The following is a 3,110-nucleotide window of genomic DNA, read 5'->3' on the forward strand; positions in this document are numbered from 1 at the left end:
CCTGTGGCTCGGCCGGCGGTCGGCGGTCGGCGTCACCGAGGACACCTCGATGACGACCGAGGAGCGCCAGCTCATGGAGCGGCTTGACCCGGCGTACTGGGTGGAGCACGCGCCCGCCCGTGGCCTGTCCGGCACGGTCACCGGTACGCCGCAGCTCGGCGGCGCGGGCATCACCGTGGCCGTGCGCCTGGACGGGCAGTGGGACGTGGCGAAGCTCGCGGCGGCCGAGTCGCACATCAGGGCGCTGCTCGGCTGCCGGACAGCCCTCCGCCTGCGGGTGACCGACGGGGACCGGGGCGGCTGGGCGGTGCTCACGCTCGGCACCCGGACCGCCGTGGACGGCACGTCGCTGCTCTGGACCCCGGAGCGGCAGGGCATCGGCCTGGACACCGGCACGGGCGAGGTGGTGACCCTCCCCCACGGCCGGAAGCTGATCGCGGGCACGTCCGGCGCGGGCAAGTCGGTGCTGCTGCGCTCGATCCTCGCGCCGTACGCCCTCGACCCGCTGTCGGCGGTGCTCTACATCGACGCCAAGGGCGAGGAGTCCGGCCTGTGGCGGCACTGCGCCCGCGAGGCCATCGACCCCGAGGACATCTCGGAGCTGGTGGCCGAGGTGGTCGCGGAGATGCTGGCCCGCCGCGACCTGATGCGCGAACGCCAGATCGCGACCTGGCGCGCGACCGAGGCCCGGCCCCGGCTCGTGGTCCTGGTCGACGAGGGCGCGGACCTGATCGCGATGGACTCCAAGAAAACGCCGATCATCGCCGGTCTGGAGCAGATGACCCGTCAGGGCCGGTCCCGGCTGGTCGACCTGCTGTGGTGCACGCAGAAGCCCACGGTCGGGGAGGGCATCCCATCCCAGATCATCGGAAACATGGACGTGCGTGTGACGCTGCGTACGGCCGGTGAGTCCGAGACCCGGCAGGTGATGGGCAAGGGGTGGCAGAACCACATGCTCCCCGGCCCCGGCCTGGCCTACGTCCGGGGTACCGGCCGCAACGAGGAGCAGTCGCCGGTGGCCACGTGGGACGCCTCGGACGATGCCCTGGTGACAGGGCTCCCGCCCCGCCGGCCCTGGAGCCGTACTGGCCTGGAGCGGCAGGTACCGGAGCCCGTTCCGTCCTCGGCGTCGCCTGCCCGGCCCGCGCTGCACCTGGTGCGGCCGCCCAGTGCCGATGCGCCGCTGTCCCCGCCGGCCCCCCGGGCGGAGGCCCCGCAGACGAACCGGGATCGCGTGATTGTCGCTATCGCTGCCGGTGCTGCCTCGGTCACGGCCGTGGCCGAGGCGACCGGGATCAACAAGGGGACGGTGAGCCGCGAGGTAAAGGCGCTGATCGGCAGCGGAGAGATCTCCAGGGGCCAGAACGGCACCCTGACGACCAGCGCGAACACGGAGATGGAGACGGCCTGATGCTCAGCAAAATGACCCCCCAGCAGATCACCGCGGCTGAGCGCACGCTGTCTATCGGCACGTGGGCGATCACATTCGGCGCCGTGCTGTTCAGCGTCCTGACGGTCACGCCCCTCGTGGAGCGCGTGACCCCGGACGGCTGGGCATGGACAGCCCCCATCCTGCCTCTGGTGGTGGATGCGGCCGTCGTCATCGTGGTGCGCCTCGACGCCACCGTTGCCCGTCTCGACGGGCACGCTGGTGCCTGGCCAGTGATCCTCCGGTGGTTGACCGGCCTCATGACGATCGCGTTGAACGTCGGTGACTCGGCGCTCGCCGGGGACCTGGTAGGCGTCGGCGTCCACCTGGTCGCACCTGTCCTGCTCATCGTCACGGCGGAGGCCGGCCTTGCCTACCGCCGGGCGATCACGTCGGCCCTCGCCCGGATTCAGGCTACGGAGACCGCCGAGCGTGAGCGCCGTGAGCGCGAGCAGCGGGCCGAGCGTGAGCGCCGTGAGCGCGAGCAGCGTGAGCGCCAGGACCGTGAGCGCGAGGAGCGCGAGCGTGAGCAGGACCGCGCCGAGCGGCTGGAGCGTGAGCGCCTGGAGGCCGAGGAGCGCCGCGAGCGTGAGCGCCTGGAGGCCGAGGCCGCCGAGCGTCGCGCCGAGCGTGAGCACTCGGCGACTCTGGCCCGGGAGCAGGCCGAGCGGGAGGAGCGCCGCGAGCGCGAGCGCCTGGAGGCCGAGGAGAGGGCGGAGCGTATGCGCCTGGCGACTCTGGAGCGGGAGCGCATGGCGAGGGTGGCCGAGCAGGAGCGCAAGGCCCGCGAGGCGAAGGAGCGGGCGGCCGTGAGCACCGGGCAGCGTCGCGTTGCTCACGGCCGCCAGCCCGTGAGCGCCGAGGCCGCTCACGGTGCTCACGGAACTGCTGGCGGTGCTCACGACCGCCAGCCCGTGAGCACCGCAACGGGGCCCGGTGAGGCCCGCGTGAGCAAGCGGATGCTCGAAGGCGAGGCCCGGCGGGTGCTCGCGGAGATGCTGAGCACGGGCGCCACACAGCGGCAGATCGCGGACCGCACCGGCTGGTCGACCGGCTGGGTCGCCTCCCGCTGCAAGGAGCTGGCGGCCGCGTAGTCCGGGGGCCGCCGACGGCCGGCGGCCCCCCCCGATGCAGGAACGGCCCCGCCGCGGCGGGGCCGTTGTGCTGTCCCGAGACGGAAACATTCCGCGCGGCGGGTATTGTCAGCCTGAACCCTGTGGGTATTGTGAGCACGCACAAGATCGCGGGACGGCTGACAGGGGCCGCCTAACCCCTGAGCGTTCAGTCCGTCACCAGAGGTCCGGCCGGTGGGGCATAATCCCTCGCCGCCAAAAGAAGAGAGGCCCGGGAGCCTAACCCCGGACCTCTCGAACGCTCGCCCAACCTGCTGAGTAGAGAGAGCCAATTCATTGAACAGAGTACGCACGACCACCGACACCGCACCACCCCCACGGGCTGGTTCCGGTGTCGAGTCGGCCACACGAGGCGACGACACCCCCATGGCGCGCCTGCTCCAGGCGCACGCCACGGCCCGCGAGGCGGGTCGTGCACGCCGCCGGGCCGCGCGTTCCAAGACGACCCCGGCCACCCCCACCAGCCCCTCCCCCGGCCGCGCGGACGACTCGACCCCCGCCCCCCACGGCGGTGCGGCGTGGGAAGTAGTGAACACTGTTTACCCCGC

2 protein-coding genes and 1 pseudogene are annotated in these 3,110 nt (G+C 72.7%); all 3 read left to right on the top strand.

Annotated elements, in window-relative coordinates:
- On the top strand, positions 1-1,411 hold a 1,411-nt coding region (locus ACFY9I_RS42245), incomplete at its 5' end, for an FtsK/SpoIIIE domain-containing protein (protein WP_391012792.1).
- A complete protein-coding gene (locus ACFY9I_RS42250) occupies positions 1,411-2,523 on the top strand; it encodes a DUF2637 domain-containing protein (RefSeq protein WP_391012795.1) in 1,113 nt (370 codons plus the stop codon). The genes ACFY9I_RS42245 and ACFY9I_RS42250, both read left to right, overlap by 1 nt.
- A 405-nt stretch (positions 2,524-2,928) precedes the next feature.
- Positions 2,929-3,110, top strand: a pseudogene (locus tag ACFY9I_RS42255) (hypothetical protein); the annotation flags it as partial.

It is taken from the genome of Streptomyces sp. NPDC012510, assembly GCF_042955065.1.
Taxonomy (GTDB): domain Bacteria; phylum Actinomycetota; class Actinomycetes; order Streptomycetales; family Streptomycetaceae; genus Streptomyces.

What these genes read in the sequence shown, in the direction of transcription:
- ACFY9I_RS42250 (WP_391012795.1), top strand. Translation starts at nt 1,411, where the DNA reads ATGCTCAGCAAAATGACCCCCCAGCAGATCACCGCGGCTGAGCGCACG.